22 protein-coding genes are annotated in these 25,211 nt (G+C 61.4%); 5 read left to right on the top strand and 17 right to left on the bottom strand.

The annotated features are described in order from the left end of the window. Positions 1–62: 62 nt before the first annotated feature. The 5 genes from maiA to SO156_RS36045 form a co-directional block, all read right to left on the bottom strand. Positions 63–719, bottom strand: coding sequence for a maleylacetoacetate isomerase (maiA, locus tag SO156_RS36065; RefSeq protein ID WP_458148808.1), 657 nt, complete (start codon positions 717–719; stop codon positions 63–65). A 45-nt stretch (positions 720–764) separates the two neighbouring features. Next, complete coding sequence (locus tag SO156_RS36060; RefSeq protein WP_458148809.1) at positions 765–2,039, bottom strand: CaiB/BaiF CoA transferase family protein; 1,275 nt, start codon at positions 2,037–2,039, stop codon at positions 765–767. Positions 2,040–2,303: 264 nt separating this feature from the next. Beyond that, positions 2,304–2,807: a GNAT family N-acetyltransferase gene (locus tag SO156_RS36055; protein WP_498538101.1), complete on the bottom strand. Its 504-nt coding sequence runs from the start codon at positions 2,805–2,807 to the stop codon at positions 2,304–2,306. Then, positions 2,804–3,103, bottom strand: a complete 300-nt coding sequence (locus SO156_RS36050; protein WP_498538100.1) for a hypothetical protein — start codon at positions 3,101–3,103, stop codon at positions 2,804–2,806. Before SO156_RS36050 ends, SO156_RS36055 begins: the two co-directional genes overlap by 4 nt. Next, positions 3,100–3,372 (bottom strand): hypothetical protein, encoded by a 273-nt coding sequence (locus SO156_RS36045; protein ID WP_498538107.1) that lies wholly within the window; start codon positions 3,370–3,372, stop codon positions 3,100–3,102. The genes SO156_RS36050 and SO156_RS36045 overlap by 4 nt, the downstream gene beginning before the upstream one ends. 1,533 nt (positions 3,373–4,905) lie before the next feature. On the opposite strand from SO156_RS36045, the gene SO156_RS36040 reads away from it, so the two are divergent. Then, a complete protein-coding gene (locus SO156_RS36040) occupies positions 4,906–5,664 on the top strand; it encodes a bestrophin-like domain (RefSeq protein ID WP_498538099.1) in 759 nt (252 codons plus the stop codon). Between the two features lie 458 nt (positions 5,665–6,122). Here the strand turns inward: SO156_RS36040 and SO156_RS36035 are convergent, their stop codons facing one another. From SO156_RS36035 to SO156_RS36005, 7 genes are all read right to left on the bottom strand, one after another. Continuing rightward, positions 6,123–7,556, bottom strand: coding sequence for a DUF1254 domain-containing protein (locus SO156_RS36035; protein WP_498538098.1), 1,434 nt, complete (start codon positions 7,554–7,556; stop codon positions 6,123–6,125). Positions 7,557–7,858: 302 nt separating this feature from the next. Next, the gene (locus tag SO156_RS36030) at positions 7,859–8,332 is read right to left on the bottom strand and encodes a cupin domain-containing protein (RefSeq protein ID WP_498538097.1); all 474 of its coding nucleotides are present in this window, start codon (positions 8,330–8,332) and stop codon (positions 7,859–7,861) included. Between the two features lie 347 nt (positions 8,333–8,679). Then, positions 8,680–10,029, bottom strand: coding sequence for an AHH domain-containing protein (locus SO156_RS36025; RefSeq protein WP_498538096.1), 1,350 nt, complete (start codon positions 10,027–10,029; stop codon positions 8,680–8,682). A gap of 36 nt (positions 10,030–10,065) precedes the next feature. Then, positions 10,066–10,695, bottom strand: coding sequence for an imm11 family protein (locus tag SO156_RS36020; RefSeq protein ID WP_458148821.1), 630 nt, complete (start codon positions 10,693–10,695; stop codon positions 10,066–10,068). A 353-nt stretch (positions 10,696–11,048) separates the two neighbouring features. Then, positions 11,049–12,725, bottom strand: a complete 1,677-nt coding sequence (locus SO156_RS36015) for a hypothetical protein (protein ID WP_498538095.1) — start codon at positions 12,723–12,725, stop codon at positions 11,049–11,051. 403 nt (positions 12,726–13,128) lie between these two features. Beyond that, entirely contained in the window at positions 13,129–13,788 is a 660-nt protein-coding gene (locus tag SO156_RS36010) for an imm11 family protein (RefSeq protein WP_498538094.1), read from the bottom strand. Between the two features lie 70 nt (positions 13,789–13,858). Then, positions 13,859–14,584, bottom strand: a complete 726-nt coding sequence (locus SO156_RS36005) for a DUF4261 domain-containing protein (RefSeq protein WP_498538093.1) — start codon at positions 14,582–14,584, stop codon at positions 13,859–13,861. 478 nt (positions 14,585–15,062) lie between these two features. Between SO156_RS36005 and SO156_RS36000 the strand changes: the two genes are divergently transcribed. From SO156_RS36000 to SO156_RS35990, 3 genes are all read left to right on the top strand, one after another. Continuing rightward, a complete protein-coding gene (locus SO156_RS36000) occupies positions 15,063–15,248 on the top strand; it encodes a hypothetical protein (RefSeq protein WP_458148824.1) in 186 nt (61 codons plus the stop codon). A 226-nt stretch (positions 15,249–15,474) separates the two neighbouring features. Then, positions 15,475–16,761 (top strand): NRAMP family divalent metal transporter, encoded by a 1,287-nt coding sequence (locus tag SO156_RS35995; RefSeq protein WP_498538092.1) that lies wholly within the window; start codon positions 15,475–15,477, stop codon positions 16,759–16,761. 533 nt (positions 16,762–17,294) lie between these two features. Next, positions 17,295–18,509, top strand: coding sequence for a mandelate racemase/muconate lactonizing enzyme family protein (locus SO156_RS35990; protein ID WP_458148826.1), 1,215 nt, complete (start codon positions 17,295–17,297; stop codon positions 18,507–18,509). Between the two features lie 17 nt (positions 18,510–18,526). On the opposite strand, the gene SO156_RS35985 is transcribed toward SO156_RS35990, so the two are convergent. From SO156_RS35985 to rocF, 4 genes are all read right to left on the bottom strand, one after another. Next, complete coding sequence (locus SO156_RS35985; RefSeq protein WP_458148827.1) at positions 18,527–18,808, bottom strand: hypothetical protein; 282 nt, start codon at positions 18,806–18,808, stop codon at positions 18,527–18,529. A gap of 105 nt (positions 18,809–18,913) precedes the next feature. Beyond that, the gene (locus SO156_RS35980; protein WP_458148828.1) at positions 18,914–19,453 is read right to left on the bottom strand and encodes a c-type cytochrome; all 540 of its coding nucleotides are present in this window, start codon (positions 19,451–19,453) and stop codon (positions 18,914–18,916) included. Further along, positions 19,440–20,711: a sulfite dehydrogenase gene (gene soxC / locus SO156_RS35975; protein ID WP_498538091.1), complete on the bottom strand. Its 1,272-nt coding sequence runs from the start codon at positions 20,709–20,711 to the stop codon at positions 19,440–19,442. Before soxC ends, SO156_RS35980 begins: the two co-directional genes overlap by 14 nt. Before the next feature lie 170 nt (positions 20,712–20,881). Then, positions 20,882–21,859 carry an arginase gene (gene rocF, locus SO156_RS35970; protein WP_458148830.1) on the bottom strand — a complete coding sequence of 326 codons (978 nt, stop codon included), beginning with the start codon at positions 21,857–21,859 and terminating at the stop codon, positions 20,882–20,884. Between the two features lie 268 nt (positions 21,860–22,127). On the opposite strand from rocF, the gene SO156_RS35965 reads away from it, so the two are divergent. Next, positions 22,128–22,388 (top strand): hypothetical protein, encoded by a 261-nt coding sequence (locus SO156_RS35965; protein ID WP_458148831.1) that lies wholly within the window; start codon positions 22,128–22,130, stop codon positions 22,386–22,388. Positions 22,389–22,431: 43 nt separating this feature from the next. Here the strand turns inward: SO156_RS35965 and SO156_RS35960 are convergent, their stop codons facing one another. After that, the gene (locus SO156_RS35960) at positions 22,432–25,182 is read right to left on the bottom strand and encodes an EAL domain-containing protein (protein WP_498538090.1); all 2,751 of its coding nucleotides are present in this window, start codon (positions 25,180–25,182) and stop codon (positions 22,432–22,434) included. Positions 25,183–25,211: the final 29 nt, after the last annotated feature.

The raw sequence follows: 25,211 nt of genomic DNA, 5'->3' as shown, positions 1-25,211 counted from the left end.
GTATCCCTCGTTTCCGCCACTGTTATGCGGCCGGAAGCCCGCCAAAGCAAGACGATGCCATGTCAGCGGCTAGATTCGGCCTTGTACCCGGGCTGCTCGAAAGGATGAGACGTCGCAAAGGCCGGCAGCGCGAAACAACGATCCGCGAACCTGGCCACGGTTGGAAACGGCGCCATGTCCAGCTTGAGGAAATGGGCCCCTACAACCTGCCCCGCGATGCAGATATCGGCCATCCCGGGCGTGGCGCCCAGGGCGAACGGCGCCGGCGATCGCCTGGCCAGGAGCCGCTCATAGGTCGCCAGCCCCTCGCGCGCCCAATGCTCGGCCCATCCTGTGATCGCCCCACCATCTGCCCCGAATGCCTTTGCGAGATGATTGCGCACGCGCGGCGTCACCAGCGGATGGGCGTCCGCGACCGTCACCAGAGCCAGCGAGCGCGCATATGCGCGATCGGCCGGATCCGTCGGCAACAACCTCGGCCAGGGACTGACGTCGTCGAGATATTCGATGATCGCAAGCGACTGAAACACCCGGTATCCGTCGTGCACCAAAGTTGGCACGATGCGCTCCGCGTTCACGGCCTCATAGTCGGGCGTGAACTGCTCGCCGGACATGATGTCGATGGGAATTTCCTTGAACGGAAGAGCCTTGAGCTTCAGCGCCACCCGCACGCGAAACGACGCGATCGATCGCCAGAAGCCGTAGAGTTCGATGTCCATCGTTACTCCCTTCCATTCACCGATGCTTCCGACCCGGGACGACGTTCAGGGATCGGTTACCCCCGATCGTCGGCCGGCACCGAAGGCGCCGTTCTCCGCGAGCTCGGCGAGCCGTCGCTCGTCGTAGCCAAGCGTCTCGCGCAAGACGTCCCTGGTGTGCTCACCGAGCAGCGGCGCCGCGACGGGCTCAACTGCGGGCGTGAGGTTCATGGACACCGGAGATTCGATGTTGGGCACCCAGCCCGCCGTAGGGTGCGGGATCCGGTTCAGCCGCTGACGCTCTCGCGCCTCGGGCGCATTGAAGCCTTCCTCGACGGTGCGAAGATAGCCGACCGGGATACTGGCCTGCTTCATCTTCGTCATCCAGTTCTCGAGGCGGTCGCCTGCAAACACCTCTGCAATGGCAGCGCGCAGCTTCTCCTTGTGTTCGGAACGCGCTTTCCGCGTCGAAAAGCGAGGATCGTTGATGAGCTCAGGCCGATCCAGCACCTCGACGACCAGACGCCGGTAAAGCCTGTCATTGGCGCAGGCCATATAGAGCGGCCCGTCAGACGCCTCATAAACTCCGACCGTGGGAGAACCGCTAGGCGAATTGCCAAATCGTCCTGGATTCTGGCCGTTGATCAGATAGGCCATGCCATAAAAGCCGGTCATGGCCATCGCAATGTCAAACAATGCGACCTCAACGTGCTGCCCGCGGTCCAGCTTCTCCCGGGCCAGCAGCGCAAGGAGGATAGCGTTGCCGGCGGCCATCCCTGTCGCCATGTCGACGATCGGCGGACCGGTCCGGACCGGCGGGCCATCAGGGAAACCGTTCAGCGACATGAAGCCGCTCTCGGCCTGGGTGATGGGATCAAAGCCGGGCCGCGAGGCAAACGGCCCGGTCCGTCCATAGGCTGAGATCGAGCAATAGATCAGCCGCGGGTTGATCGGCGCGACCGATTCATAATCGAGGCCGAACTTCTTCATGACGCCGCCCGAGAAATTCTCGACGACCACGTCCGCCTTGCGGATCAGCTCGCGTGCCACGTCGCGCGCGGCGGACACCGCGAGATCCAGCGCGATGCCGCGCTTGTTGCGATTGAGGCTGAGGAAGGCTGCACTCTCGCCTCCGATCTCGGCGTGCTCATAGGCCCGTGTATCGTCGCCGCCGTCGGGATTCTCGATCTTGATGATATTCGCGCCGAAATCGCCGAGCATTTGCGTGCAGGCAGGTCCCGCAACCACGCGCGTGAAATCGATGACCAGCAGTCCGTCGAGTGCCGTAGGTCCGTTCCCGGCGCGCGGTGGGCGCTCCGGCAGTTGCGGCTGATCGAACATGCGCGCTCACTCCCTACATCGGCTTGTGGCCGCCGAATACCGACCTTAAAGCGCGCGCCACGGCACGATGCAAGTCCCCTGCCCGCTTTCGATCACAAAGCGACCATTGAAGATCGCCAGCGCAACGAGTCGATCGAAACGCAAAGGCGGCCCGGCAGCCGTCCTGCTGCCGGGCCGCTTTCACGCAACGGATGGCGGTCCCTCGCCCCTCAAAGGCGAGACCGTGCCATGCTGTTGCGTGGTGCATTCCGCTTCACGGAAGCATCACCCACCCAGACCCGGGTTCAGCCGCTTTCGCCAGTAGAGCGTGTTCCTCCACCCCCACGGCACCTCCGGCTCATAAAGACGGTAGCCCGTCCTGATGAAGTTGTTCGCCGATATCCTGTTGTCGGTCGTGTCCGAAACGATGCTCTCCCAACCGATCCGCCGCGCCTGCACCTCAACCGCCCGCATCAGTCTGCGTTGCAGTCCGCGCCCCTGATGCTTTTGCAAGACTCCAACCCGAGAAAGATATCCGCTGTTGCGGGCATGTGTGGAAGGCACGACGCCCGCAAATGCGACGGCTTGGGCTCCGTCATAGGCGAGCCACCAGGATCCCGATCCGAAGTGTGGAACGGCTGCGGTCCCGAAGAAGGTCCATTGATGAAGATCGCGGAGGATCTCGGCGACCTCGTCGTCGTCGCCGTCAACAGCTCGAATGCGGTACACAAGCTCGCCCTCTGAAAAACAAGACGGACCTTCGGCCGCGATGCCGCTACCCTTGCTCATTTGCTCAGCACGACCTTGACGCCCAGCCAGAGCGCACCGATCAGGCCGGTCGCGATCACGGTGATGACCGCCTTGAAGGTGTAGCTCTGAGCCTGTTCCACGCTCCTTCTCCATCGGCGAAGGTGCTGGAAGTCCGCCCTCAATTCCTTGCGATCGTCATCTTCGATGCCGAGCGATGCCAGGATCGAGGCGACAGCCTTCGAGACGATTGCGTCGATACTTTCGTGCTGAAGCCTCTGCTGCTCGGCCAACGTTTCGACCACGATCGCCCTGATCTCGTCATCCCGAATGCTCACCGCTTGATGATCCTTGCGACGTTCTCGAACCCACGCTTGGCGAAATAGAATGAGACCACGAGATTTGCCGTGACCGAGGCAAATCCTGCCAGCGCATCTGTCTGCCCAAGGCCCAGGACCTTGTCCCAGACTAGAAGTTTAATGGCGGTTCTGGTGTGGCTACGCGCCACGGACCGAATTTCAGTCAGGGTTCTCGCCCTGGAAGTCCTCTTGGCGACAAGCGGGCGGACTGCGTCGCTCTCGTGCTCGCACGCCAAATCCTCATTCATGAAATTGTCTCCCACAAGACGATCGTAAGCAGGCCCGCAAGCGCGAGCGAGATCAGATAGGCTGTCATCGGCTTCTCCTCAAAAAGCAAAAGCGCGGCAGATCGCGAGACAAAGCGCGATTCATTTCGGGCGCGAACCCTATCCCCACCCGGGGGCCGCGGCGGCGCAAGCAACTGGCTCGCGCCGCGGGCCGGCACGTTCGCGCGTGCACGGCCAATCATCGTTCGGACGACGGCGCGCTGATCGGCGCTCAATGAACGCGCTTCAACGAGGGCGAGGCCGCGAAGCGCAGCCGCCGTCCGATCTCGGTATAGGAATGAAAAAACCCGCGGCGGATTTCTCCGCGCGGGTTGATGCGAACTCTTTCGATGATGCCACTTTAGAGGTGTTTTGCCCGACGCGTCAAGCTTTTTCGGATTTTCCTATCTTCCCGAATGTCCACTCTACGTTTCCAAGCCGACATTCCTGCAACACGTCAGTTTGTCTCTTGAGGACCACAAGGCGACACGATCATCAAGATGCGACCTGTTTGGATCAGGGTTTTGGCCTATATCGCGGCGGTTCCGGCGTGACGCATGTACCGACTGACGACACTCGGCAAGGCACATCATAGTGGAGTCTGTCCCCGCCGGGGGCCTTCCCATCGTTGGCCCGTTCCTTGGGTGTTGCGGGATCAACCACGGCATTCGCCTTAGGGGCCGTGCTTGTGGGAAGCTGTTGCGCGACAGCCAGAGACGACAAGGTAATCAGCGCGGTCGCCGTGAGCAACGCGGTCCTCATGGCTCGCTTCCTCCGTGGTGCACTCAGACCTTTAGGACACTAGTTACCACAAATTAAGGCACGAGGCTCGGAATGCGACAGCGTCGCTGCATTCAGAAACGATCATCCTAAAGAAGCGTGGACGACAGCCGAAGTCGGCTTAGGGTCAAGAGCGGCCGTCTCGGCTGAGCCGCATGTTGGCCGCTCTCGTATTGAAAGCGGACTCGGCCCTAAATTGCCAGCCATGAGCCCAGCGCCGCATGGTTGGTATCGCGACAAAAAAACCGCGGCGGATTTCTCCGCGCGGGTTAATGCGAACTCTTTCGATGATGCCACTTTAGAGGTGATTTGCCCGACGCGTCAAGCGTTTTCGGATTTTCCTATCTAACCGAATGTCCACTCTACGTTTCCAAACCGACATTTCCTGAAGTATGTCAGTTTTTCTCTTTAGGGCCAGAATCGGACTCATGCCGCACCAATTGGATCTCCAACGGCGAGACACGCGCGACTCATGCCGACAGACACGAAGCGTACCGGCTCCGTTCTTGTCGCATTGCGCCGGCGCCGTCGGGACTCCAATGGAACCCGATCAATACCGCCTTACGCTAACGGTCAGATTAAGAATGCGTTTGCGCCAGATGCATGTATCATTCGGTTACGGGTGACCCGCGCTGCAGCTTCTCGCAAACGGACTACACGCGATCAAAGCCGAAGCCAGCGCAACCGATGGGGCAACAGATGAGCGACTGGTTGCACAATCTGCCCATACCATGGATGGCGCTGGTCATCTTCGGGGGCGTCTATCTGGTAGCCTTGGTGATCTACATTGGCGTGTTGGCGGCCGCGACGCACAAGCGAATAAGATCTTTCAAAGCGATTTCAGCGGGCATGCTATCGCCGCTCGGCGTTGTCTTTGGTCTGTTTGTCGTGTTTACGGCCGCGCAGGTCTGGAGGGACAATGACCGCGCCAGCACCGAGGTCAGCCGCGAGGCCTCCGCGCTTCGATCGGTCCTCATTCTGGCCGCAAGTTTCCCGGGCGAGCCGGAGAACAAATTGCGCAGCCTGGTGAGCGAATATGTCCAGCGAGCCGCGACCGTGGAATGGCCCATGATGGCTCAGGGAGCCGAAACCGCTCCGCTGAACGCACCCTCGCCGGCACTCGTCCAGGCGCTGCAACTCGTTCTCTCGCTGACGACGGCCGGTTCGGGCCAGGAGATTGCTCAGCGCGAGATCGTAAGCTCTCTCGAGACGGCGCTTGACGCGCGCCGGCATCGCATCCTCGTCAGCCGCGACCAGGTGAACATAGTGAAGTGGTCGTGCCTGCTGCTGCAAGCGGTCATCGCTCTGGTTACAATTGCCTTCGTCCACTGCGACGATCCCCTGGCAGGTCTGGTTTCACTCGCGCTGTTTGCGACGAGCATAGCGGCTTCCATCCTCCTTATCGCCGCCTACGACCGCCCATTTGTCGGAGAAATATCGGTCTCGCCGCAACCGCTCTTGCATGTCCTTTCAGTCTCGCCGAGCAGCGGGTGAGCGGCACGACGATAAATGCATCCAACTGCCTCAATAGCCGGATCTTCCCAAGGTCGCCTTCGGGTCAAAAGCTGCAGTCTCGGCTTAGCCGCAGGTTGGTCTGCCCTCCCATTAGAAGCGGATGTTCGGCTACAGACCGTTTAGTAACGGGACAGCATCGCCTCACAGCTTGTATCGAAACAAAAAACCCGCGGCGGATTTCTCCGCGCGGGTCGATGCGAACTCTTTCGACGATGCCACTTTAGAGGTGATTTGCCCGACGCGTCAAGTCTTTTTCGGATTTTCCTATCTCGGCCGAATGTCCGCTCTACGTTTCCAAACCGACATTCCCAGAGGTGTGAACAGCCTGTCTCTTAAGGGCCAGGAGGAGACATTGGGGCTCCGTGCCCGGCACCTCCTCTCACCGTTGCGCCCGCGCCACCGGCTCATTTATGGTCGCCGCCTATGTCGTCCGGCGCTCACGAGCTTGCCTTCTTCGCCTCAGGGATCGTCCAAGTTCCATCAAGGATCGATGGACCGCTTTCGTTGGGCCAGTACATCCGCAGCATGAGGATGAATTTGCCAGCTGGTGCGGGCAACCAATTTGATTCCTTGTCCGCGCCCGGCGAGTCCTTCTGGACATAAATGTCAATCGACCCGTCTGGATTCGATTTCAAATTCTGACGTGGGCTGATCGAATAGCGATTGATCGGATTTGCGACGAAGAAATATTGGGCGTCGTACATCGTGATCGACCAGAAGCCCTCGACCGGCGGGGTTTGTCCCTTATCGAAACGGACCACGTATTTGTTGGCTCCATCATACGCGTCGTCGTGGGCATCCTTGAGCGAGGTCGGATAAACCGCATCCTGCGGCCGGTTGGCGCCCAGTCCGATCGCGGTAACGAGCGCCCTCATCAGGTAGTCCGTGCCATAAAGGCCGGTCTTGGTGGTGAAATTCCAGCCACTGATGTGCTGCACATCCTTGTTGAGCTTGAACTGAAGCATGATGCGGTCGAAGGCAATCTCCGGAATTCGCTTGGCGAAGTCCGCATTGAGCTTGCTCGCATCAAAATCCTTACCGGGCACAAGCCCGATCTTGGCGAACCTGGCGAGCGCGGGCGCATCGGCGACGGCGGGAGGATTGGACTTCATGAGCTGCGCGAGCAGCGTGAAGTAGGCCACCGCATCCATCCGGTTCACCTGCTCACGCACGGCCATTTTCGTGTCAATCGATGGATCGACCTTGCCTTCCGGCGGCGTATAGGGCTTTCCATACGCGCTGAGCGGCACCAGCTTGCACTGGTCCTGCAGTTCATGGACGGCCTTGTAATCTTCTGGAGTGCCGGTGCAGTAGATGCGGCCGAGCAGCCAAACGATGTTGGTCGGAGATTTGTACTCCCGCACGCCCTGCGGCAGCGTTCCCGTCCAGCCTGGACCGGTGATGGCATAGGTCTGCGCGTCCGTTCCGGTCGTGCGTTTGCCCGGCACTTGAAACACATTTGTCCACCCGTCGAGCATCGGGAACAGATAGTATCGTCCCTTCATGTCGGGGATGCTCAGCACCCACGGCTCCTTGTCGACCTCGAAGAAAGCCGTGGTATACAGCGTGTCGGCATTGGGCGCGGTTACGTCGCGATAGGAGGCATTTGGATATTCACGCAGTCTGATCAACTGCCCCATCGGCGCATGTGTGCCCTCGGGCTTGGCAACATTGGTGATGACCCTACGGGTCATTTCCATGGTGACGAGTGGATAGCCATAGATGTAGGCGTCGGTCGCCAGCCAAAAGTCTTCGAGACCCTCACCAATACCGGCATTGTCGCCCCAGTCCGCACGGGCCAGAGTTGTCATCGAAGCGCTGGCAAGGAGACTTAAACCTCCAAAAGTTGCGAAGCGACGCGTGATGAACATGGCTGCTCTCCAAAATCGCGCTGTTAAATCTTGCTCTCCACCAATTGCTCCGCTCGTTGAAAAGTGCGGTCCTTTTCGGCGATCGGTGTGTGGGTGCTAGCCTAACCACAAATTGTGTCACGCACTATACACCTTAATATCCACATGACTCTGACGTCCGGTTTGGGTCAAAAAGGCGAGAAACTCTGTGTGAGCGAATCTAGTCGGCTCGGCGCCCGAAAGCGGACGCCGGCGGGACGTGTCAGATTTGCGGCGATGGATCAGGAGCGAAATTTCAGGCTGAGGCGTGCGCCACCGCTAACCTACTTCTTCGCTTGTTCAATCTTGACGGTGCTGCTCGGACCGATGCTCGTCGCTTGAAGAACCACCTCGCCGTCCTTTGCCGTCGCGTAATGGGAGATTTTCGCTGGTTCAATCAAGAACGAGCCGGGTGGGTAGGCCTTGAATTTACTTTCATCCCACTGATCACCGTTCGCGTAATACAAGGTGCCGGACAGAACGATGGCCGTTCGAGTCTCACCATGCCAATGCGGCATGATCTTGAAGCCAGCTGGGATTCTCACCCGTTCCGAAAATACTCCCGCCTTTTTCGGGTCGCCGTACAGGGTGGCGATTCCCACCGCTCCGGCGGGTCCCTCGAAATGAATGTCCTGAGGAAGCGTTGCGACAACCGCATCCTGGGCAAAAGCCGGCGTCGATCCACCAAGCGCGAGAAACGCCGCAGTCGCAAGGCCAATCAATGAAGGTGCCAGCCTTGTGGAGATTGCGTACGTCATCTCTCGATCCTTCCTGGGTCGGCGGTTGGAGCCGGAGGGCACCGGTCTCAGACCCACGCGCGCGGGCGCTAAACTACAGCATGGGCCTGGCGCAAGATAGGGTCGCCTAATCCTGTGGAAAGCCTGCGCGAGCCCGCTATGGGTCAAAAGCGGCCGTCGCGGCTTAGCCGCATGTTGGTCCGCTCTCGTATTGAAAGCCCTCGGCCCCAAATCACCAGCCAAAAGGAGCCCAGCGCCGCATGGTTGGTATCACCACAAAAAACCCGCGGCCGATTTCTCCGCGCGGGTTGATGTGAACTCTCTCGATGATGCCATTCTGCGGGGTGATTTGCCCGACGTGTCAACGATCAGTTCAACTGACGCGGACGGCAGACGCCGTCGTTCGTGTGCGCAGCGTGGTCTTCAATCCATTCGGTCCTGCCGCATAAGCGGCCGTATCCAGCGCGAGAACCATTCCTCGACATCATTCTGCGCGCCGCGAGGATCCTCCAATCCCCAAATCGGCGGCGGGATGGAATAGGCTGGATCATCCGCGAAGGCGCCAACTGACCTGCTTGCTTGCGGCGACTGTCGGTCGCCTGGCGACAAGCTCCAACCGCCAAAACGATCGTTGAACTCCGAAGAAGGCAAGTAAGGGATGGGCGGTGCGTTCCCAGCGCAGCCAACCTCGCCGACAGCGGCAACGTCGGCCATAGCGCAGGAACGGAGAGTGCCACCATCCCGGCACCTGCCGCGGCCGTCCCAGCGAGAGCCGCTCGACCAACGGCCGTGGACGTGGCGGAGGGAGCGGGCCCGAAGACCGGCGATCCATCGGAAAACGTCAGAGGCCGCCCGGTCTCCTGGTTGAATTGGAGAACCTGGGGAGCTTGTGGCATGGCGATGCTCGGAGGCAACGGCCCAAGGCCTTGCAGGGCGGGATTGGATACTGGAAATCCGGGCAATCCGTAGGTCGGCGCTGGATCGTGCTGCGTAAATCCTTCTGCTTGATCTACACCGTCAAGCGAAGGCGAACTGAAGCCCGGCAGCGGCGCGAAGTGCTCAGCGTTAAGCGGTACCGATCCGGGAGTGGGATAAAGGTATGCATTGGGATCGGCGGTGCTAAACTTAGAATACCAAGGCGTTCCACCCAGGTTCTTATTTCCCTCAGTTACATTGACTCCGGGATTCTTTGTAATTGCATCACTTAGCAACCTCTCCCTTACGGCATTGCCAAGGATAGCGGACCATTGGATCAGATGATCCTGTCCGGCAGCGGCTGCCTTCTGTTCGAGATCTCTGATCGCCTGAAGCTGATCTGGCCGTTCTGCGAGATAGCGTTTGTGGTCGGCGAAGACTTTCTTTATTCCGTTGTCAACGTCCTCCCGCGTCTTGCCTGCACCGACGTTCGTGTGGAGATCGCCATTGGCGAATCCGACCCTCATGGCGTCGATCAGGTTCTTGATCTCTGCGGCGCGGGCGCTCGGGTCCTCTGTCTCCTTGATCTTTTCGAGAGCCTCCCTAACAGCTCTAGTATAGGTTGATACGTGCCTGCTGGGATGCCGCGATAGATCCATATTCGCTGCAAGCTCGCTATCCGCTGGCAAATAGATTCGATTGCCAGGAGAATCTATATCGAACATCTCGGAGTCGATGTCGCGAAACACGTCATGGTCAGCCAACTGTTGCGGGATAATGTGATGATCAAAAAGGATCGACATATGTTGTTTCCAAAACCTACGTCTCGCTGAGTCAATTCAAAGCTTCGAGGCGTCTTCAAACCATATTCTTTTTAGACCCGCCGACTTGCAGGCATCCTTCATCACCTGGTCGCATATGACGGTCGATCCGCGATAGGCCATTCGGAAGGCATGCGCGTCGCCGACCACGTCTTCCCTGAAGACTAGTTCAGCGCCACCCGAAAAATTGTAGAACTTCTCGCCGAAGCGGCGATAGCGGACGTCATCAAGCATTTCGATCTTCAAACGCGACGTTGCTTCATCCAGCGCATCGAGAACACGAAGGACGTCACAAAACCAGTACCGGGGCCCCTCGTAAACACCGTTGGGGATTCGCACATCGCACAACGCGAAGGAGAATCCTTTCGGATCGACGGCTTCCAGCACCGCCTTGGTCCTGTCGGAGACCAGCCAAAATCCATAATAACTCTCCAGATCGCGCGGCAAGTCACCTGCCCTTTTGTCAAACACAAAGCGGGGCGGCTTATCAAAAGGGGGCAGATGATAATGGCCCCGCGGAAGGATGTTGTTGTCCTCCAACCGGAAGCCCGGCTTGCCGCCAACCCGGTAATCGGGACCAATCACGTAGAATTTGCGCTTGCGCGCTCTGGGACGCCTCGGAATCGAATTTGGCTGTTTGTCGCTCATCTTATTCTGCCCATTTCAACGCGAAGTCGGGATGGCCACCTCATCACCGCGTGTTCAGGATGCCAAGCCTGAGGCGCAGAAAAGATGTAGTCGGGCTCGTAAGCAGATCGAAGACGGTGGCGATGCGGTGAAGCGCTCTGTGAGAGCCCGACTCAACTGAAACGAGACTACGGCGCGCCGACACGCCCCAATTCCGGAAATCGGGATGAAAAAACCCGCAGCGGATTTCTCCGCGCGGGTTGATGTGAACTCTTTCGATGATGCCATTCTGCCGGTGATTTGCCCGACGTGTCAACGATCAATTGAAGTCACGCAGACGGCAGACGCCGTCGTTCGTGTGCGCAGGGTGGTCTTCAATCCATTCGGTCCTGCCGCACAAGCGGCCGTATCCAGCGCGAGAACCATTCTTCGGCATCATTCTGCGCGCTGCGAGGATCCTCCAATCCCCAAATCGGCGGCGGGATGGAATAGGCTGGATCATCCGCAAGGGCGCCAACTGGCCTGCTTGCTTGCGGCGACTGTCGATCGCCTGGCGGCAAGCTCCAACTACCAAAACGGTCGTTGAACTCCGAAGAAGGCAGGTACTGGATGGGCGAGGTACCCGACGCGAACGCGTTGGCTGAGTTCGACGCGTTCACGCGCGTCAACCGCCGAACATCTTCAGGAGCGACGGCTCCCGCCGCGCCGGGAGCCGGCCCCCCAAGCGAGGGCGACGCCTGAGCAGGCATCGTGCCCGCCGACGTCTCGGTCCAGTTTCCGAAGCGATCAGCAAAAGTGTTGGCGAGATCCGACCCTTGCTGAAGCGGTTTGCTCTCGACCAGCGGCGGCCCGAACAGAGATCCGCGAGGGTTGCCGCCGCTGGTGTTCGTGTTGGAAGCAGAAGAGCTGGTGTTGAATGCGTCGTACGGAGCCGTGCCCGTTGAGAAGGCGCCTCCACCGGCGGCCCCGGCGCTGCTTGCAGCGTCGCCTGCAACGGCAGGAGCGCTCGCAGTGGTCCCAAAGATTCCCAGCATGGCCAACCTCGCCGACAGCGGCAACGTCGGCCATAGCGCAGGAACGGAGAGTGCCACCATCCCAGCACCTGCCGCGGCCGTCCCAGCGAGAGCCGCTCGACCAACGGCCGTGGACGTGGCGGAGGGAGCGGGCCCGAAGACCGGCGATCCATCGGAAAACGTCAGAGGCCGCCCGGTCTCCTGGTTGAATTGGAGAACCTGGGGAGCTTGTGGCATGGCGATGCTCGGAGGCAACGGCCCAAGCCCTTGCAATGCGGGATTGGACACAGGAAACCCGGGCAGTCCGTAAGTCACGGACGGATCATGTCGCATGAAACCTTCCCTTTGGATCAGGCCATCCAAGGAAGGGGGGATGAAGCCTGGCAGGCGAGTATCAACGATAGACGGAACGAAGCCCGGAAGATCAGGAATCGGACCGATCGTCGTGAACTGTTGCGTGATAGGAGAGTCTCGATGCCGCCGTAGAATGTCGATCTTATCCGCGAGACTGAGAGTGCTGGTCGGCGACAGAAGCGGCCAAAACACCGCTTGGTCCAGTTGACCAAATCTATGCAGCTGCTCCACCGTGTCGCGCATCTGCTGGATTTCGTCGTGATGCTTCTCGGCGTAGTCCTCCCAATTTTCAAACCAGTCTTCGTTGATTTTTTTCGCATCCTCAGGCGTCATTCCCAGTGGCGTGTTGGCAAGTAGATGCTTGTTCGCGAGAGCGTATTTGGCGGCAGCGACCAATCCCTTCAATTTTGAAGACAGCTGATCACGCGCCGCTGCGTCACCGGCCCTGGCCTCTCCGAACTCTGGCGATGTACCGACGCGATCGAGGAATCCTTCGAAGCCATTGTGGTATGTTTGGAGGTGCCCGCCCGTGTGCGGGCTCGAACCAAAATCATTTGCGACCCACTGTTCGGAAGGCAATGCCATTAGATTTTCGACGCCGTCCCGGTTGAACAGATCGCTCAAAAATCTGACAACCCGGTGGTCTGCGAACTGTTTTGGCAGGATATGATGGCAGTGAAACATGCGACGGCTCAGGTCTCAATGGATTCTGCCGGCAGAATCATCTGCGGTTTCGCTTCAAGAGGCTCAGCGGATCGGCCAGCCTCGTATGCGCGCGCTGATTGTGGGTGGGCAAAATGGGCCGATCGTTGGGGACCTCCCAACGTCCGCGTTTTTAGATCGATGCGATTGCCGCAGATGCCTATGCGACAGAGAACGTGACGATGAGGCTAGGTGGAGCAGTCGTCTTACGAAACGATCTCACCTTGCGTTGATTGCGAATGATCGAACGCAGCGTTAGGTTTCTTTCCAGCCTTACTGCGAGACACGCGTTTCGAGCACGCCGGCGGGCAGCGGTAGCAGGCCAAACCAAGCCACGAGACTGTCGGTTGACCTTCTTTTTACTCTGTCCAAACGCGGGACTGCCCTATGAAGCGCGATCACGCGCCAATCGACGAACTCGACGCTTGGCAGCATCCTTGAAGCCGATGCCTTTCAGGCCCGCTGCTTTGCACGCGTCCTTCATTGACTGATCACAGATGATTTGCGGGAACAAGAAGCGCAGTCTGAAGATATGTGCCGAACCTACAATCTCATCTCTGAAGAAGAGACTCGCGCCGCCCATTAGGTTGTATGCTTTGTGATCGGGGGAATCGTACTCAATTCTGACGCGCGATTTTTCCTCGTCAACGGCGTCCAGAAGGCGGAGAACATCGCACAACCAGTAGACTGGCCCCGCGCTACCGCCCCGGTAGCCGGTCTCGCATTTCACAAATGCGACTCCGGCACGATCCACCGACTCAAGGACGGTTTTCATCCGGTCCGACACAAGCCAGTAGTCGTGAAACCGCTCACAATCGACTGGCGCGCGTCCAAGAGATCTATCGATCAATAGGCGCGGCGGCTCGGGAAATTGCCGAAAGCCCCGCTCCGGGGGAGCAAAAAGTACGCGGCCCCCGTTGGTCAGCAGCGCCAGGTTCTTCATCTCCCATCCAGGACATGTCTCAAACCTGTAGTCGGGGTCCATCATGTAAAACTTTCGCGCCTTCGCTTTCGACGAGCGCTTCTTGGTCGAGGGATCAGTCATAGTTGATCTTCTCGTGGGGACCTAGATGACTTGAATGCTATCATTGTCGACGCAAGTCTTGCTGAGAGCCTCAAGCCGCCACGCAAGAAAAGACGGGCATCCCGCCAAACCGCTCGGAGTCCTTGTAACGGACCGCGAAGCGCTCGCGTTCATCGCCACCAAAGGTGTCGCCGTCCTTGACCACGTTTCCGTGCTCGACGAGATAGGCGGCAAGGCCTGCCACCTTGTCGATCATCGTTGGAAACGGCAGCTTCGTAGTCTCGAATTCGATCTCACGTCCGGCGAATGCCGCAAGCCCCATCGTTACCGCGCCGATCCCCGCACCTGAACGAAACGGAAGGACGTCGAGCCACAGCGTGAAGGGATAGTCGGGAAACGGCGCAAAGGACCGGCTGGACATCTCGAGCCAAAGCTTCGCAGGCCGCGCAACCTTGCCGCCCCACACCACGCCGCAGCATTCCGGGACGACTGCAATTAGCGCGCCGATGACGGCGGTGCTGAGACGCGCGGCGGGCAGCGGCTGCTGGCCTTTCCCAAGCACTGAAACGATCAGATGACCTCGATGCCGCGCCGCAATCGTCTTGCCATCCGGCCAGGTGGTGGCAGTACGCGACCATAGGCCCAGGTCCTGCGGTATGGGCGCCGGCATCGACATCACCGCGACGAGTTCATCACCACAGCGAATCAACGGCGAACTCGCAGGATTTTGGCGGGCTCCTGCCGGGCCGTTGTCCGTCACCATCTCCACCGGCAATTCGGGATACCGCGTGCGAAGAGCTTTGGCGACGGCCGACATGTCCGGGGTTGTCGGATTGTCCAGCAGAACAAAGGCGAGAGACGAACTACTCATTGCTGATCACATTTTCACTCGCAGGTAGAACTAAGATCTCCTATGGAACAAAACGAGAACCATGTCAACAGGTGGCCCCCTCTCAAGTTAGTTCGCCGGGGTGAGCGGAATAGTCGGCTCAGCGAGCAAACGACCGATCGTCAATTTCGCATTGGACTTCGACTCCCTCGTGTGCGCTCTGCATGATCTCGCTCATCAAACGAAAAAACCGCAGCGGATTTCTCCGCGCGGTTGAGGCGAACTCTTTCGATGATGCCATTCAGCCGGTGATTGCCCCAACGTGTCAAACTTTATCTAAAATGCATTGAGTCGAATTTGGCGGAATGAAACTTCTTCACGCCACCCTCTCCGATGTTGTCGAGTGACTGAAGGATCAAGCGTTGAGCGGCGGCCCGACGTTTGAAATCCATCGAGGAGGAGATCGATGTACTACGTCGCCGGTGCACTGCTTGGCCTGTCAGGCCTGTTCTATTCCGCGAGCCACCACGAGATCGGCTCGTTTGGTGCCGCCGTGTGTACTTACGGAAGCGCCTTCTGCGACAACCCCATTTATGTTGTTACAGGCGCAGGCCTCGCGGCCGCCTGGGGTATGTTCGTCAGCGTCCGATAGTCCGCCATCTCCGCCCCCGCCTCAACAACAAAGCCCGCGACCGGTGACGGCACGGGCTCGACGATGTTTGCGATGATGCCTGTTTACAGGTGATTTGCCCGACGTGTCAACCTTAAATACTGACAATCCGAAACGAGCCGTCGAGCAGACAGCGGGAACTTTTCCTCCCTAACCTGAGTTAGCCGGGAGATTTCGGAAAGCGCCCCGACGCGAGACACCGCCCTCCATGACCGCCCCCGTCCTTCGCGCACCGCCAAGATCCCTGCGGATGGTGCTGAAACGGCTCGGGCCCGGTCTGATCACGGGCGCGGCCGACGACGATCCGTCGGGCATCGCCACCTATTCGCAGGCCGGCGCGCAGTTCGGCTATGGCCTGCTGTGGACGGTGTTTCTCACCCTGCCCTTCATGATCGCGATCCAGCTCGTCAGCGCGCGCATCGGCCGGGTCACCGGCAAGGGGCTGGCGGCCAACGTCATGAAGCTCGTGCCGCGCTGGCTGGTGCTGGCGCTGGTGGCCATGCTGGTTGCCGCGAACACGTTCAACATCGCCGCCGACATCGCCGCGATGGCGGAGGCGCTCTCGCTCGTCATCGGCGGGCTGAACCACGAGCACGCGCTGATCTTCGCGGCATCCTCCACCCTGCTCCAGGTCTTCGTGCCCTATCGCCGCTACACGCCGGTGCTGAAATTTTTGACGCTGTCGCTGTTCGCCTATGTCGCGACCGCCTTCACCGTGAACATTCCCTGGAGCACGGCGCTGCTGGCAGCGGTCTGGCCACAGGCCAATATCAGCGCCGATTATTTCCTGATGGTGGTCGCCGTGCTCGGCACCACCATCAGCCCCTATCTGTTCTTCTGGCAGGCCTCCCAGGAGGTCGAGGAGATGAACCACAGGAATCACAAGCCCCTGACGAAGGCGCCGCGCACCGGCGATCCCGAGCTGACGCGCATCAAGGCCGACACCACGCTCGGCATGCTGCTCTCGAACAGCATCGCCTTCTTCATCATCCTGACCACGGCGTCCGTGCTGCACGCCAATGGCGTGACCAAAATCAATTCGGCGACGGAAGCCGCCGAAGCGCTGCGGCCGCTCGCCGGCGATTTCACCTTCCTGCTGTTCGCGCTCGGCATCATCGGCACGGGCCTCCTGGCGATCCCGGTGCTGGCGGGCTCGGCGGCCTATGGCGTTGCGGAGATCTTCGGCTGGCGCGCCACGCTGGAAGCGAAGCCGGACGAAGCCGTCGGCTTCTACACGATCATCGCGGCCGCCACCGTCATCGGCTTCTCGCTCGGCTTCACCGGCATCGATTCCATCCACATGCTGGTGTGGAGCGCCGTGCTCAACGGCATCGTCGCCGTCCCCATCATGGTGATGATGATGCTGATCGTCTCGAACGCCGGCGTCATGGGCGCCTTCAGGGCGCGGACATCGCTCATCGCGCTCGGCTGGCTCGGCACGGCGCTGATGGCGCTCGCGGTCGTGGCGCTGCTCGGTTCTTCCCTCGTCGCTTGAGGTGGCTCAGTTCGAGGTCAGGGCCGCCGAAATCTGCGATGCAATGATGAAAGCCACGAACACGGCGGGCACGCTGATCAGTCTCAGAAACTGGTCTACCGAAAGCATCTGTCATCCCCCATAGACAATGCGCCTTCGCTTGATCGTGCTCCTTACTCAACCCTCTGCACGATTTGCTGATCCGCCGTGAGAATCTGGTCGGAAATGGCTGCCCCACCCAAGGTGAGCAGCGCCAGAATCGATATAACCGCCAAGGCTTGCATGGGGCTGATCGTTGGGGTCGATTGTGGCCAAAACGGAAAGAAGCCGGCGCGATTTCGCGGCGATCCCCGGAAACATCATGGCCATCCCCAGCCTTTCCGGCAGCCTTGTCCGACAGCCTTGCCGCGCCGCAAAAACGACGCGACTGCATATGCGCTGCGCGCCTCCATCGCTTCACGGGGCTCGCGCCTTGGCTTAACAAATCAAGCGCGACAAACGCAAAGCATTTGCGCCGAGATCAAAGGCTCAACAAGCAGCCGCCGGGGAGCGACATGACGAATTCATCGAAAGCTGTGAACCTCGAAATCCTCGCCTGCGATGCCGGCTGGCGAAACTACCATTTCGTCAAGCTGACGACGGAAGACGGCATCGTCGGCTGGAGCGAGTTCGACGAGGGCTTTGGCTCGCCGGGCGTCGGTGCTGCGATCCAGCGGCTCTCGAGCCGCGTCATCGGGCAAAACGTCTTCCAGCACGAGCGCATCCATGCCGAGCTGTTCGCGGCGACGCGGCCGGCCGCCGGCGGCGTGGTGGCGCAGGCGCTGGGCGCGATCGAGAACGCGCTGCTCGATGCCAAGGCCAAATGTCTCGGCGTGCCCTGCTACGAGCTCCTCGGCGGCAAGATCCGCGACCGCGTGCGCGTGTACTGGTCGCATTGCGCGACGTGGCGGATCAATCATCCGTCCTGGTACAAGCCGCCGATCGAAAGCCTCGACGGCGTCAAGGCCATGGGGCGCGAGGTGCGCGAGAAAAAGTTCACAGCACTCAAGACCAACATCTTCTCCTATGACGACGGCAAGCCGACGGGCTGGCGGCCCGGCTTCGGCTCGCCATTCTTGCCCGAGATCAATGTCGACCGCAAAATCCTGCGCGACCTGCACATGCATCTCGAAGCGATCCGCGACGGCGCCGGCCCCGATGTCGAGATCCTGCTCGACTGCAACTTCAACGCCAAGACCGAAGGCTACCTCAAGATCCTGCGCGCGATCGCGGACATCGACATGTTCTGGGTCGAGATCGACAGCTTCAATCCGGAAGCGCTCGGCTACATCAGGAGGCAGAGCCCGCACCCGATCTCGTCCTGCGAGACGCTGCTCAGCTTACGCGAATTCCTGCCCTATTTCCGCGAGCAGGCGATGGACGTCGCGATCATCGACACGCCCTGGAACGGCGTCTGGCAGTCGATGAAGATTGCTTCAGTCGCGGAAGCCTTCGAGGTCAACGTCGCGCCGCATAATTTCTACGGCCATCTCTGCTCGATGATGAACGCGCATTTCTGTGCCGCGGTGCCGAACCTGCGCATCATGGAGATCGACATCGATCGCCTGGCGTGGGACCGCGAGCTGTTCACGCACGAGCCCGAGATCGCGAACGGCCATCTCGTCATTCCGGACCGTCCGGGCTGGGGCACCGAGCCGAACGAGGAGGCGCTTGCCGCGCATCCGCCGAAGACGCACGGCGGGCTGCTCAGCTACGGCCGCAAGAGCTGAAGGGCGAAAGCTGAAGGTTAAGGCGTCACGGGGTTGACGGTTGGGGACGTCTTCGGTCCCGGTCGCACGGGCTCGATTGGCGACTTCGGATCGGTCGGCAGCACCATGGCGCCGGCGGCGTGCGCGGCTTCACCCGTGGTGTGATACATCGCGACATGCGCAGGCTGTGCCTTCGCCCGGCTCCACGGGCCATGGTCGACGAGCAGCATCGCGGCGATGGTGAGGCCTGCGACGATCAGCGCAATCACGCCGGGGTGGCGAAGCGCCATAGCAAGGGAGTTCGTGAAGCTTGTTGCCATCGAACACTCTGGGCTATTTCCTCTCATGGGTTAATGCAATGAGGTCGCGCGTGGTTCCGCCTCATGCGGCGGAGTTCCGCGGAACCCTGGAATCGTCGCGCAACCTCACTTCACGTCGGGACGCGCGTCGCCAACGAACTTGTCGCGGTTCGGCATCTTGATCGCGGCGAGCGATTTGGCATCGAGCGTCGCATCTGCGCCGACCAGTCCGTTCAGGCTGAGGATATAGGCCGACACCGCATAGACGTCGTCATTGCTGAGAGACTGCGGCGCGTTCTGCGGCATCGCGCGGCGGATGTAGTCGAACAGCGTCGTCGCGTAAGGCCAGTAGCTGCCGACAGTGCGGATCGGCCTCGCTGTGCCGATCGTCCCCTGCCCGCCGACGAGGCGATCGCCGAGGCCACCCTCGCCTTTGTCGCCATGGCAGGACGCGCATTGCTGAGCGAACACCTCGCCTCCCCGACTGACCGTGCCGCGGCCCTCAGGCAGATTGCTGCCGTCGCGTCCGATGTCGATGTTCCAGCCCGCGATCTCCGCGGGCAATGCCGGCCGTCCGATGCCGTAAGGACTTTGCGCAGACGCGCCGCTCGTCCAAGCGCAGAGCAGGACCGCGACGGCGATGCCGCAGGATTCACGCCAGCGCATTGGTCACCTCGCCGCCGTCCGCGATGCGCCAGGGCCAGATCGCGTTGTTGTGGTAGAAATAGTTCTCGCCGCGCACGGCGAGGAGCTCGGCAAGCGTTGGCTGGACGTAGCCGGTCTCGTCGACGGCGCGGCTCTGGATCACGGCCGGCTTGCCGTCCCATCGCCACGGAAAGCGGAAGCGCGTCAATGCGCGCGTCAGCACCGGCTCCTGCAATTGCGCTGACTGCCAGCTCTTGCCGTCATCGATGGACACTTCCACGCGGGCGATCTTGCCGTGCCCGCTCCAGGCGATGCCGGTGATCTCGTGAAAGCCGGGCCCATCGAGGCGCTGTCCGCCGGAGGGACGCGTGATGATCGACTTGGCCTCCATGTAGAAGGAGAACTCGCGCGCGGTGCCGTCAGGCAAGAGGTCGGTGTATTTCGAGGTCTCCTCGCGCGAATAGGTAGGCTCCGACGTCACATGCAGGCGCCGCAGCCATTTCACGCTCATGTTGCCTTCGAAGCCGGGCAGGAAGAGCCGCAGCGGATAGCCTTGCTGCGGCCGCAGCCGCTCACCGTTCTGGCTGTAGACCAGCATGGCGTCCTCGAGGCATTTCTCGATCGGGACGCTGCGCGTCAGCGCCGCGGCGTCGGCGCCTTCGGCCACGACCCATTTGGCGTCCGGCTTGAGACCGGCTTCCTCGAGCACCAGCTTCAGGCTCACGCCGGTCCATTCGGCGCAACTCACGAGGCCCACGAGGTCGGAGGCGGTCTTGCCGTAAGGCTTCGTGTAGCCGGGATTGCCCGAGCATTCGAGGAAGTGGATGCGCGACTGCGACGGAAAGCGCCGCAGGTCGTCCATGGTGAAGATCAGGGAACGTTCGACCAGGCCATGAAGCATCAGGCGGTGCTGCGCCGGATCGATCGTCGGCACGCCGCCATGATGGCGCTCGTAGAACAGCCCGTTCGGCGTGATGATGCCGTCGAGCTCCTGCAACGGCGTCCGGCCCGAAGCGGAGATGTACTGCTTGAGGTTCTTCGAGATGTTCTTGACGACGTTCTTCTCGAACGGCGACGGCGCCCCATAGGGCTGACTGCCCATCGGCTCGCCCGGCGCCTTCATCCATTCAGGAATGTCGGGCGGCAGATTGTCCGTTCCAGCCGCCGTGGCAGCGGTGCCGCTGCCGAGAACGACTCCACTCAGGGCCACGCCGCCGGACTTAAGGAAGCGACGGCGCGTGGTCGCGTCGATGCCGTCAGTCGTTCGTGTCTTGGTCATTGCGGGCCCTCGTGCTCAGCCGCATGAAATCGCCTCGCGCGCGCCTTGGCAATTCGCGTGCATTTCAAAATCAGGCGATCGTCGCCACGGCTGATCTAAATGCTCGGTCTCGCGGAGGAGTTCCATCCCAGCGCGGCAGCGCTTGTGCGACCGGACGAGCGCCTCGGACTCTACTCGCCAGGCGAGATCGCGTTGCTCGGCGTCGGGCGGTCCGCGATCTGTTGCCCGAACAGGCTGCCGATCAGCTCGACCGCCGTCCGCGCGGTGCGGCCGCGCTCGTCCAGGAACGGATTGAGCTCGACGATGTCGACCGACCGGACCAGGCCGGAATCGTGCAGCAGCTCCATGATCAGGTGTGCCTCGCGATAGGTCGCCCCGCCCGGCACCGTGGTACCGACGCCAGGGGCCACGCAGGGGTCGAGGAAATCGACGTCGAAGCTGACGTGCAGCACCCCGTCGCTTTCCCTCACCCGCTCGATGAAGCGCCGGATCAGGACGGCGACGCCGAACTCGTCGATCTGGCGCATGTCGGCGACGCGGATGCGCCGCGTGCGCATCAGCTCCTTCTCGAGCTTGTCGATCGAGCGCGTGCCGAACAGCTCGAGCTGGTCGGGGTCGATCGAGGCGCGCGGCTCCTTGCCGAGCAGCCCGTCGAGCCCGGGCTCGCCGCACAAGAACGCCGCGGACATGCCATGCATGTTCGCCGTGATCGTCGTCGCCGGCGTGTTGTAGTCGGCATGCGCGTCGAGCCAGAGCACGAACAGTTTGCGCCCGTGCTCCTGCCAGTGACGCGCCATGGCATTGACCGAGCCCATCGACAGCGTGTGATCGCCGCCGAGAAAGATCGGGACCGCGCCGCTCTTGGCGACGTCATAGGCGCGATGGCTCACGACGCGTGTCCAGCGCTGGATCTCGCGGTAGTGATTGGCGTTCCGGGGCGGCTCGTCGGTGGAATCGGGAATGCCGGCGACCGAAAGATCGCCATGATCGACGACCTCGAAGTCGAGATTTTCCAGCAGGGTCGCAAGGCCGGCGGTCCGCAGGGCCGCAGGGCCCATCAGCGTTCCGCGCTGCGAAGCCCCCATGTCGATGGCAGCGCCGAGCAGCGCTATGCGCCTGGTTCGATCCGACGTTGTGCGATCGGTCACGACCATCTCCCTGATCAGGTCTGCGCTGGGGCATCAGCCTAACAGAGATTCGCGTCCGTCGTTTCCCGGGCTGATGCTGTCGCCGGCCGACACTGGAGGGAACCAAACCACGTCCGCCGCATTTTCAGTGCAGGCCGGCACCCGCCGTCAAGACGGCGCCAGTCGCGGATAGCCAAAGGTCTTCGGACCCGCTGTTCAAAACGAGCGCTCGCGAGGATAGCCAAAGGTGCCGGTCCCTGCCATTTCGCGGGTCTGGAGGCCATAAGCCTTGAGCGTGGACACACCGGAACCAGTTTCGCAGCCAGGCCTGGCCGAGCGCGCCGTCGATGCCGCAACCGACGTCACCCGCACGATCGGCGAGGTCGCCGGCGGCCTGCATGCCGCAGTCGATCGCCTTACGACGGCCATCGAGGAGGCGCGAAGGCCCGGCAAGCCGCTCGCAACGGTCGCCGCGATCACGCGCGAGGCGCCGCTGGCGAGCCTGTTCGTCGCATTCCTGCTCGGCATCGCGATCGCGCGCCGCCGCTAGCAACCGATTCTGCCGGAATTGTCCGTACCGCCACGCGTCTCACTCAGGCGGCGCCGACGACTTCCTGGATCGGCTGCACCGTCAGAAACTGACGCGCGAATGCTTCGGCCGGCATCGGGCGGCCGAAGAAATAGCCCTGCCCTTCCTCGCATCCCATGCTGACCAGGAAATCGGCCGTGGCGCGGTTCTCGATGCCCTCGGCGATCACGGAGAGGCCAAGCTGCCTGCTCAATCCGACGGTCGAGCTGACGATCGCTGCGTCGTCGGAATCGGCGAGCAGATCGAGCACGAAGGAGCGGTCGATCTTGAGCCCGTCGAGCGGAAACTTCTTCAGATAGCTCAAGCTCGCGTAACCCGTGCCGAAATCGTCGAACAGAACGCGGACACCGAGCTCCTGGATCCGCTTGAACATGTCGAGCACCCGCGCCTCGTCGAGGAGAAGGATATCCTCGGTCACCTCGAGCTCGAGCAGCGAAGGCGAGAGCCCGGTGGCGGCGAGCAGTTCGCCGACCGAATGCGCGAGATCCCCCGAATGAAGCTGCGACGGCGACAGATTGATCGCGACGCGAACGTTGTTGCCGGCGAGCTCCCACGCCCGCGCCTGTTTGCAGGCCGTCTCCATCACCCAGCCGGCGATCCGTTCCGAGAGCGCCGACGTATTGACGACAGGCATGAACTCGGCGGGCGAGACGTAGCCGCGCGAGGGATGACGCCAGCGGATCAGCGCTTCCGCGCCAAGGAGCGCGCCGTCAACCAGGCGAACCTGCGGCTGGTAGAACAGCTCGAATTCGTTGCGGTCCACGGCCTGCGCGAGCTCGCTCTCGAACGTCAGCCTGTTCTCGAGCTCCTGTCTGATTGTGCTCTCGAAGATTACGTAGCCGCCGCGGTGGGTCGTCTTCGCCCGGTAGAGTGCGAGATGGCCGTTGCTCAGGAGGTCGTCGGCGTTCTGCCCGCCGTCCGGATAGACGGCGATCCCGACGCTGGTCCTGACGCGATGCTGGCGCGTGCCGGCCGCGAGCGGCAGCTCGAACGCGCGGATCACGCGCTCGGTGAACGCCGCGATCGGCTCATTGGCCTCGACACAGTCAATCGCGATCGCGAACTCGTCGCCGCTGAGCCGCGCGACTATCGCCTTGGCTCCGGCCTCGACCCGCAACCGCTCGGCGACCGCCTTGAGCACGAGATCACCGGCCGCATGACCGAACATATCGTTGATCTGCTGGAAACCGTCCAGGCCCAGCACCAGGAGCGCGACCTCGCGCGACTGCCGCTTCGCCGCCGCGACCAGGCCGACCAACCCCGTATGCAAGGTGTTGCGGTTGGCTATCTCCGTGAGCGAGTCGTACTCGGCGAGATATTTAACGCGTTCGGCCTCGCGCTTGCGGACCGAGATGTCGCGCAGAATCGCGCCATATTGGAAGCCGTCTGTGCCTTGCCAGCCCGAGAAGCTGGCCTCGAGCGGAAACACCTCGCCGTTCCTGCGCCGTCCCTCAAACTCGACGACGACGGCCCCGCCCGGGACCAGCAACGCCTGACGCGCGGCGTCACGCGTCGAGAAGCGCTTGGCCGCGCCGTCGGTCGGCGATGCGCAGAGCGCTTCGAAGGGGCGGCCGATCATTTCCGCCGGCATGTAGCCGAAGATCGCGCTCGCGCCGGGATTCCACACTGTGATCATGTGGTTTTCATCGGTGCAGACCAGGCCGTCGCCGAGTGACATCGCAATGCGGTGGAAGCGGCTCTCGGCGATGCGACCGAGCAGGCTGCGGAAATCGATCTCGTCGAGCGCAATCGCGGTGAGATAGGCAACGGTCGCGATGTGGAACAGCGACGTGTCGATGACGAGCGGCCATTTTAGCTGCACGAGGGCAGCGATGAGCTCGACTGCCGCCGCCGCCGCAACGAGGATGACGACCCTAACGCCCGGACCAAGGCGGCGCCAGGAGAACATCATGAGCAAGGCCAGGGCACCGAGGCCCAGGATCATGCCTATATCGGAGGTCCAGCGCAGCGTGCGATGCTGAAGGATCGATTCCGCCGCCAGCGCCTGTAGCACGGGACCGGATGCGACATTGCCGTTGGGTACGCTGAAGCGGTCGCCGAGCTCGAGAGCGGTCGCCCCGACGAGGACCTTCTTGTCCTTCAACTTGGAAAGGGTCGTGGCGTCGCCGCGTAGCACATCAACAAAGGAAACGCGCGGAATCGATGCCGCGCGAATCGAGAAATCGATCAGGAACGGCAAGCTCCGGTTGGCATATTGCCCCGCCAACACCGCCGCCATCGAAGGCACGAACTCTTCGCCGAGCCTCTCGCCGAAAGGATAGCGTCGAACCAGCCCGTCGGACTCCACGCTAACGTTGACGACGGCCGGCCACGACTGTTCGCCGAATGGCGTCAGAGGACGGTTGATGTGGATACCGCCGCCGTTCGGTGCCGGTTGCTTGAAGGACGGCAGGATCGTCGAACCGCCGACGTCCTTCAGCGCCTCGACGAAAGCCTGGTCGGATGCAGGATCCGACGGTGTGCTGAAGTCGACGTCGAAGGCGACATCGCGAACACCGGCGCTTTCGAGCTTGCGCAAGAGTTCGGCATGTAGCTGCCGCGGCCACGGCCAGACGCCGATCCGGTCGATCGATGCCGCATCGATCGCAACCACCGCGATATCGCCACTCGCCTCGCGCGATTGCGAGGCGAAGCGCAAATCGGTGAGCGCACTGCGCAGCGCACCGTGCCATCCCGTCGACAGCACGACGGCAAGCGCAACCACAACCAGAATATGCGGTCGATAGCGTTTCACCTAGTCCCCCCGCACATCCGGTTCAATCC

It is taken from the genome of Bradyrhizobium sp. UFLA05-125, assembly GCF_059803515.1.
The sequence above is the reverse complement of the archived record's forward strand: the minus strand, read 5'-3'. Positions and strand labels throughout refer to the sequence as shown.

Coding starts and splice junctions, on each gene's coding strand:
- maiA (WP_458148808.1), bottom strand. CDS start 719: ATGGACATCGAACTCTACGGCTTCTGGCGATCGATCGCGTCGTTTCGC.
- SO156_RS36060 (WP_458148809.1), bottom strand. CDS start 2,039: ATGTTCGATCAGCCGCAACTGCCGGAGCGCCCACCGCGCGCCGGGAAC.
- SO156_RS36055 (WP_498538101.1), bottom strand. CDS start 2,807: ATGAGCAAGGGTAGCGGCATCGCGGCCGAAGGTCCGTCTTGTTTTTCA.
- SO156_RS36045 (WP_498538107.1), bottom strand. CDS start 3,372: ATGAATGAGGATTTGGCGTGCGAGCACGAGAGCGACGCAGTCCGCCCG.
- SO156_RS36040 (WP_498538099.1), top strand. CDS start 4,906: ATGGCGCTGGTCATCTTCGGGGGCGTCTATCTGGTAGCCTTGGTGATC.
- SO156_RS36035 (WP_498538098.1), bottom strand. CDS start 7,556: ATGTTCATCACGCGTCGCTTCGCAACTTTTGGAGGTTTAAGTCTCCTT.
- SO156_RS36030 (WP_498538097.1), bottom strand. CDS start 8,332: ATGACGTACGCAATCTCCACAAGGCTGGCACCTTCATTGATTGGCCTT.
- SO156_RS36025 (WP_498538096.1), bottom strand. CDS start 10,029: ATGTCGATCCTTTTTGATCATCACATTATCCCGCAACAGTTGGCTGAC.
- SO156_RS36020 (WP_458148821.1), bottom strand. CDS start 10,695: ATGAGCGACAAACAGCCAAATTCGATTCCGAGGCGTCCCAGAGCGCGC.
- SO156_RS36015 (WP_498538095.1), bottom strand. CDS start 12,725: ATGTTTCACTGCCATCATATCCTGCCAAAACAGTTCGCAGACCACCGG.
- SO156_RS36010 (WP_498538094.1), bottom strand. CDS start 13,788: ATGACTGATCCCTCGACCAAGAAGCGCTCGTCGAAAGCGAAGGCGCGA.
- SO156_RS36005 (WP_498538093.1), bottom strand. CDS start 14,584: ATGTCGGCCGTCGCCAAAGCTCTTCGCACGCGGTATCCCGAATTGCCG.
- SO156_RS36000 (WP_458148824.1), top strand. CDS start 15,063: ATGTACTACGTCGCCGGTGCACTGCTTGGCCTGTCAGGCCTGTTCTAT.
- SO156_RS35995 (WP_498538092.1), top strand. CDS start 15,475: ATGACCGCCCCCGTCCTTCGCGCACCGCCAAGATCCCTGCGGATGGTG.
- SO156_RS35990 (WP_458148826.1), top strand. CDS start 17,295: ATGACGAATTCATCGAAAGCTGTGAACCTCGAAATCCTCGCCTGCGAT.
- SO156_RS35985 (WP_458148827.1), bottom strand. CDS start 18,808: ATGGCAACAAGCTTCACGAACTCCCTTGCTATGGCGCTTCGCCACCCC.
- SO156_RS35980 (WP_458148828.1), bottom strand. CDS start 19,453: ATGCGCTGGCGTGAATCCTGCGGCATCGCCGTCGCGGTCCTGCTCTGC.
- soxC (WP_498538091.1), bottom strand. CDS start 20,711: ATGACCAAGACACGAACGACTGACGGCATCGACGCGACCACGCGCCGT.